This window comes from Sphingobacterium anhuiense (assembly GCF_042686355.1).
Classification (GTDB): Bacteria; Bacteroidota; Bacteroidia; order Sphingobacteriales; family Sphingobacteriaceae; genus Sphingobacterium; species Sphingobacterium anhuiense.
This window is the reverse complement of record NZ_JBHUPE010000009.1, coordinates 22,257-28,740: the sequence shown is the minus strand read 5'-3', so window position 1 is coordinate 28,740 and position 6,484 is coordinate 22,257. Positions and strand designations below refer to the sequence as shown.

The window sequence follows — 6,484 nt, the reverse complement described above, 5'->3', positions numbered from 1 at the left end:
TTTATACAGAAGCCTTTGCTATAAAGCAGAGGCTTTTTTGTGTTTATACATTTTTTATGCTGAGAACATGGCTATTCCTGTTCTTTCGGTAACTTCTGCAGGTCCTTCATGCTCATCATTTAGCCTATTCAGCTTCTACATCCTCTTCCTATCGGACAAGCATAATAGCAGCTTCTGCTTTTATGCTATACATACCCATGCTTATAACCCCATTAGTTTCAGAATCTATAATTATTACTTACTGATTGCTCCTCATAGTGGCATTAGATTCTTTTAATATGTTGATTGATTCTTCAACATACTACTAGGATTGTGTTCAGTTTGATAACACATTATTATTTCATAGTATATTTTAATAATTCATAAGATATGCTAACGAGCTCTTCAGATTGATGTTTATTTATCCAAATGAAGGACTTCAGAAATGATTTTTATTTTAATAACAGATACAAGTCTCTGCGTTTCATGATAAGAGAATTCAGGATGCTATAAATTATAATTCAGAAGTTTCTTTATTTAATTATGAACAAGATTATTAGATGTAACTAATTGGTTACTAGAATTTGAGAAATATCTGAATGCTGGATGTCACTTTGCAAACGGTTGTTTATTTTAAGCAAACGATTGCTTTGTTTTTTTATTTTTAATTACCGATTTTCTAGTGTATTCTTGTTATAGAAAAGGTCTACGGCCGATTCTATAACTAATTATTGAACGACTGTTATCATTAAGTTTGATAATCATTTCAAAGACTGTTTAGTTTGTTTTAAAATAGGTGATTTTAGAGGGGCTTTCTATGGCCCCTTTAATTTTGTATGTAAATTAATCTATCAAAATATGAATTCTAATAGAAGAGATTTCTTAAAGAAAGCGGGTATCTTATCATCTGTAGCGGTGACATTACCAACTTTAAATTCCAATGTATTGGCCGCAACAAAATTCAACATGTCCGGTCATGCAGCCCCTAAGATTGATAAAGTGCGTGCAGCAGTTATTGGTTTAGGAATGCGTGGCCCTGGTGCTGTGGATCGTTTGTCATACATTGATGGTGTTGAGATCGTTGCGTTATGTGATAAACATGCAGACCGTGTAGAACGTGCTCAAGGTATCTTGCGTAAGAAATCGTTGAAAGATGCAAAATCTTATTCTGGTGAGGATGGATGGAAAGATATGCTAAAGAATGAGAAATTGGATTTAGTTTATATCTGTTCTCCATGGGACTATCATACTCCCATGAGTATCGGCGCAATGAAAGCTGGTGCGCATGTTGCATGTGAGGTGCCGATTGCCTTAACTCTTAAAGACTGTTGGGAAGTGGTTCGCGTATCAGAAGAAACGAAAAAACATTGCATGATGTTGGAGAACTGTTGCTATGATTTCTTTGAAATGCTAACATTAAACATGACGCGTCAAGGTCTATTTGGGGAGCTGTTACATGGCGAAGGAGCATATATTCACGATTTATTGGACTTAAATTTTGCGAAAAATGGTTACGATAATATGTGGAGATTGCGTGAAAATATTAAGTTAAATGGTAACTTATATCCAACACATGGTTTAGGTCCGGTTGCGCAATGTATGAACATAAACCGTGGTGATAAAATGAATCATTTAGTTGCTATGTCTACAAATGATTTCCAAATGGGCGCTAAAGCGAAAGAATTGGCAGCAAAAGATTCGTTTTATCAAGAATTTGTTGGTAAGAACTTCCGTGGTAATATGAATACAACTTTAATCCGTACAGAATTGGGTAAGACAATTATGTTGCAACATGATGTGACTTCTCCAAGACCATATTCTAGATTACATACATTAAGCGGTACAAAAGGTTATGCCCAGAAATATCCTGATGAAAATATTGCGTTTGGACATGAATTTATCTCCAAAGATAAAATGAAAGAACTGTATGCTAAATATACACCTGAACTAGTGAAATTTATTGGTGAGCAAGCAAAACAGGTAGGCGGTCACGGTGGAATGGATTTCATGATGGACTGGAGATTAATAGATTGTTTGCGCAATGGTTTACCATTGGATCAGGATGTTTATGATGCAGCTTCTTGGAGTTGTATCGTTCCTTTAAGTTTTGATTCTGTAAAAAACAACTCAAGAACGGTCAATATTCCTGATTTTACTAAAGGTGCATGGAAAACGAATAAGCCTGTAGATATCACTTTAAATGGTGGTGGTACAACAAAAATACGTTCAAAAGAAGGTAAAGTAAGCGGTGTTCAATTAGACGTATAATCTTTTTGTTAATTATTAGAAAGGGAGAGCGGTTATTGTTCTCCCTTTTTTATTGACGATCGTTTCACTTCTTGTTTAAAAATATCTAAATTGTAACTTTATTTGTTATCGACCGACCTATGTACAGGAATATATTCTTTTGTGTCCCATGTTTTGTCTTATTGACTTCATGCTTCAGTAACAGTAAGCCGAAAGGTAATACTGCCGATCTCTTTGTTTCGCAAGATTCTTCCCGCTGTTATATGGCAACAAATATTCCCTCTCGATTTTCGAATTTAGATACTACGCATCATATCGTTGAAGGGGCTGGTATTGATCAAGTTAAAATGGTCAAGGTTACAGGTGGATATTTTATGATGGGTTCGGATCAGTTTGTTGATGCTAAACCAGTACATGAAGTTAAAATTAATGATTTTTTAATTGATGAACATGAAGTAACAAATGGTCAATTTGAAGCATTTGTAAAAGCGACCGGTTATGTAACTGTGGCTGAAAGACCGTTAGATCCAAAGGAATTTCCAGATGTAGATCCGGCGATGTTAAAGCCAGGATCTGCTATTTTTTCACCACCAAAAGAGGTTCAAGGTTTAACCAATCATCTGCAATGGTGGTCTTATGTCGTAGGGGCTAATTGGAAGCATCCTGAAGGTCCGAATACCAATATTAAGGGTAAAGAGGACTTTCCTGTTGTACATATTGCTTATCAAGATGCTGAAGCCTATGCAAAGTGGGCAGGAAAACGTTTACCAACAGAAGCCGAATGGGAATACGCTGCACGTGCTCGTACATCAAATCCGATGACCTATTATTGGGGAAATGAATTGTTGGATAATGATCGCTATCTCGCAAATATTTTTCAGGGACAGTTTCCTGTTCTCAATACGAAGTTAGATGGTTACATCGGTACGTCACCAGTTAAAGCTTTTCCTGCAAATTCAATCGGTCTGTATGATATGGAAGGTAATGTTTGGGAATGGTGCGCTGACTTTTATCGTCCTGATTATTATGCAAAAAGTACTGCCGATAATCCTAAAGGTCCAACTGATGCATATGACCCCGATGAACCAGGTGCTGTAAAACGAGTACAACGGGGTGGTTCGTTTCTCTGCAATGATCAATATTGTGAGCGTTATAAAGCAGGTAGCCGTGGAAAGGGTGAGATTAACAGTCCGACAAACAATGTAGGATTTAGATGCGTTAAAGACATTTAACTTGTGAACAAATATGATCCTATAAAAAAAGCCTTCTTAAATAAATAAGAAGGCTTTTTTATGCAATAAGAGTTTAAGCTTATTTCGATAAGAACATCGATTTTTTAGCAACTAAATCTCTAAAGTAAGGGTCATTTAAATCTTTGATGAAACGGATAGCTTCACCTGTAGACTTCATTTCTGGACCTAATTGTTTATCAACTTCAGGGAATTTAGAGAACGAGAATACAGGTTCTTTGATTGCCCAACCTTGTAATTTGCGCTCAATTTTGAAATCTTTCAATTTGTTTACGCCTAACATGATTTTTGTTGCGATGTTGATGTAAGGTACATCGTATGCTTTAGCGATAAAAGGAACTGTACGAGATGCACGTGGGTTTGCTTCGATTACATAGACATTTTCACCTTTCACGGCGAATTGAATATTTAATAGCCCCCTTACATCTAATGCTTTCGCTAATTTGATCGAATACTCTGCCATTTTATCTTGTACAGCTTGTGATAAGCTAAATGGAGGTAGTACTGCGTAAGAGTCTCCAGAGTGGATACCTGCAGGTTCAATGTGTTCCATCATACCAATTATGTGTACATCTTCACCATCACAGATGGAATCAGATTCTGCTTCTTCAGCACGATCCAAGAAGTGGTCAATTAGGACACGGTTTCCAGGAAGGTTTTTCAATAAGTTAACGACTGCTTTCTCTAAGTCATCATCGTTGATCACGATGCTCATTCCTTGGCCACCTAGTACATATGATGGACGAACAAGAACTGGATATCCAACTTCGTTCGCAACTTTGATTGCTTCTTCTGCCGACTCAGCTACACCATACTTAGGATAAGGAATATCCAAAGATTTCAATAGATCTGAGAAACGACCGCGATCTTCGGCTAAATCCATATTTTGGAAATCTGTTCCGATGATCTTAACACCAAGTGCTTCTAATTGATCAGCCATTTTAAGAGCTGTCTGACCACCTAATTGAACGATAACACCTACTGGTTTCTCTAATTCAATAATTTCGCGAACATGTTCCCAGAATACTGGCTCAAAGTATAATTTATCAGCCATGTTGAAGTCCGTTGAAACCGTCTCTGGGTTACAGTTAACCATGATTGCTTCGAATCCTGCTTCTTTAGCAGCTAATAAACCGTGTACACAAGAGTAATCAAATTCGATACCTTGACCGATACGGTTAGGACCTGAACCTAATACAACAATTTTTTTCTTATCAGAAGCTACTGATTCGTTTTCTTCTTCAAAAGTAGAGTAGTAGTATGGTGTTTGCGCAGGGAATTCCGCAGCACAAGTATCAACCATTTTGTAAACACGGCTAATGCCTAATGCCTTACGACGGTCATATACTTCATCTTCCGTTACATTTCCTAATAACCAAGAGATTTGGATATCTGAATAACCTTTTTGTTTCAAGGTCATGAAGAAGTCTTTTGGAATATTGTTCAATTGGTAGCGGCGAAGTTCTGTTTCTAAGGCTACTAATTCTTGGATTTGTACTAAGTACCATTTATCGATACGTGTTGCTTTGCGGATAGATTCCAATGGAACACCCAATTCAAACGCATCTTTGATATGAAACAGACGATCACCACTTGGATGCTCAAGGCTATGCATGATCTCTTCTAAATTGCGTAATTGACGACCATCAGCTCCTAAACCTGCGCGGTTTGTTTCTAATGATTGACATGCTTTTTGAAGTGCTTCGATAAAAGTACGGCCGATTGCCATTACTTCACCTACCGCTTTCATCTGCAAACCTAATTCTGTATTTGCTCCTTTGAATTTATCAAAGTTGAAACGAGGTACTTTTACGATTACATAATCTAAAGTTGGCTCGAAGTAAGCTGACGTAGTTTTTGTGATTTGGTTTTGTAATTCATCCAAATTGTAACCAATCGCTAATTTAGCAGCAATTTTTGCAATGGGGTAACCCGTTGCTTTAGATGCTAATGCTGAAGAGCGAGATACACGAGGGTTGATTTCGATTGCGATGATGTCTTCATCCTCCGGATTAACAGAGAACTGTACGTTACAACCTCCTGCAAAGTTACCAATAGAACGCATCATCAGGATTGCTTGATTACGCATGTCTTGGTAGCATTTGTCGGATAAAGTCATCCCTGGAGCAACCGTGATTGAGTCACCTGTATGGATTCCCATCGGATCAAAGTTCTCAATAGTACAGATGATAATTACGTTATCATTGGTATCACGTAATAACTCTAATTCGAATTCTTTCCAGCCTAATACTGCTTTCTCAACTAATACTTCGTGAGTAGGAGAAGCACTTAAACCTCTACTAAGAGCTGCGTCGAATTCATCTTTCGAGTGTACAAATCCACCACCAGTACCTGCTAAGGTATAAGAAGGACGAATCACTAATGGATAACCAATTTCTTGCGCAGCTTCTTTACCTTCTAGGAAAGAGTTGGCGATTTTTGAAGGTGCTACACCTACACCGATATCAATCATTAATTGACGGAACTCTTCACGGTTTTCTGTTTTTTCAATTGCAGCAACATCAACACCGATAACTTTAACATCGTATTTTTCCCATAGTCCGATGTTTGAAGCCTCGATACATAAATTTAATGCTGTTTGGCCACCCATTGTAGGTAGCACGGCATCAATATGCTGTTCTTTGAGGATTTCTTCAATACTTTCTACAGTTAAAGGAAGTAAATAAACGTGGTCTGCAATGACTTTATCAGTCATAATCGTTGCAGGGTTCGAGTTGATGATGGAAACTTCAATGCCTTCTTCTTTTAGAGAAAGGGCTGCTTGAGATCCCGAATAATCAAATTCACAGGCTTGACCAATTACAATTGGACCTGATCCAATGATTAAAACCGATTTAATGGAGGTGTTTCTTGGCATTATATCTAGTTCAAAAAATAAAATTTCAAAGTATGAACAAAGACAATCAAAAATGCGCTTCGAGAAGGGTATATTCCGACCGCTTTGTCGGAGTGCAAAATTACATTATTTTATTTGATTTTCCGATATT

The 6,484-nt window shown here is 37.3% G+C and carries 4 protein-coding genes; 3 read left to right on the top strand and 1 reads right to left on the bottom strand.

The window, feature by feature from the left end:
• From ACFS6I_RS19480 to ACFS6I_RS19470, 3 genes are all read left to right on the top strand, one after another.
• Positions 1-277 (top strand): hypothetical protein (locus ACFS6I_RS19480; RefSeq protein WP_380923140.1); only part of this gene is annotated, 277 nt, incomplete at its 5' end.
• Positions 278-837: 560 nt separating this feature from the next.
• Positions 838-2,247, top strand: coding sequence for a Gfo/Idh/MocA family protein (locus ACFS6I_RS19475; RefSeq protein ID WP_021190651.1), 1,410 nt, complete (start codon positions 838-840; stop codon positions 2,245-2,247).
• 242 nt (positions 2,248-2,489) lie between these two features.
• Positions 2,490-3,458, top strand: a complete 969-nt coding sequence (locus ACFS6I_RS19470) for a formylglycine-generating enzyme family protein (RefSeq protein WP_380923138.1) — start codon at positions 2,490-2,492, stop codon at positions 3,456-3,458.
• 79 nt (positions 3,459-3,537) lie between these two features.
• Here the strand turns inward: ACFS6I_RS19470 and carB are convergent, their stop codons facing one another.
• Entirely contained in the window at positions 3,538-6,354 is a 2,817-nt protein-coding gene (carB, locus tag ACFS6I_RS19465) for a carbamoyl-phosphate synthase large subunit (protein WP_380923136.1), read from the bottom strand.
• Positions 6,355-6,484 lie beyond the last annotated feature (130 nt).